This window comes from Neisseria sp. WLZKY-1, assembly GCF_046546535.1.
Taxonomy (GTDB): Bacteria; Pseudomonadota; Gammaproteobacteria; order Burkholderiales; family Neisseriaceae; genus Neisseria.
The window spans coordinates 1-207 of the sequence record NZ_JBKGTW010000177.1 but is presented as its reverse complement, the minus strand read 5'-3'; the positions used below and the strand labels follow the sequence as shown (position 1 = coordinate 207).

1 protein-coding gene is annotated in these 207 nt (G+C 51.2%); it reads right to left on the bottom strand.

Features of this window, described 5'->3' with window-relative positions:
• Positions 1 to 27 precede the first annotated feature (27 nt).
• The coding region (locus ACLD9W_RS12720; RefSeq protein ID WP_410842323.1) for a transposase at positions 28 to 207 on the bottom strand (180 nt) is incomplete at its 5' end.

The following is a 207-nucleotide window of genomic DNA, read 5'->3' as shown; positions in this document are numbered from 1 at the left end:
CCCATAATCAGGCATCCGGGCCGCCTTTTAGGCGGCAACAGACACACTTAGCCTGTTGGCGGCTTTCAACAGGTTTAAACACATCGCCTTCAGATGGCTTTGCACACTCACTTTAATCAGCCCAAAATAGGCTGCCCGGGCGTAGCGGAATTTACGGTGCAGCGTACCGAAGCTTTGTTCGACCACATAACGGGTTTTCGACAAATA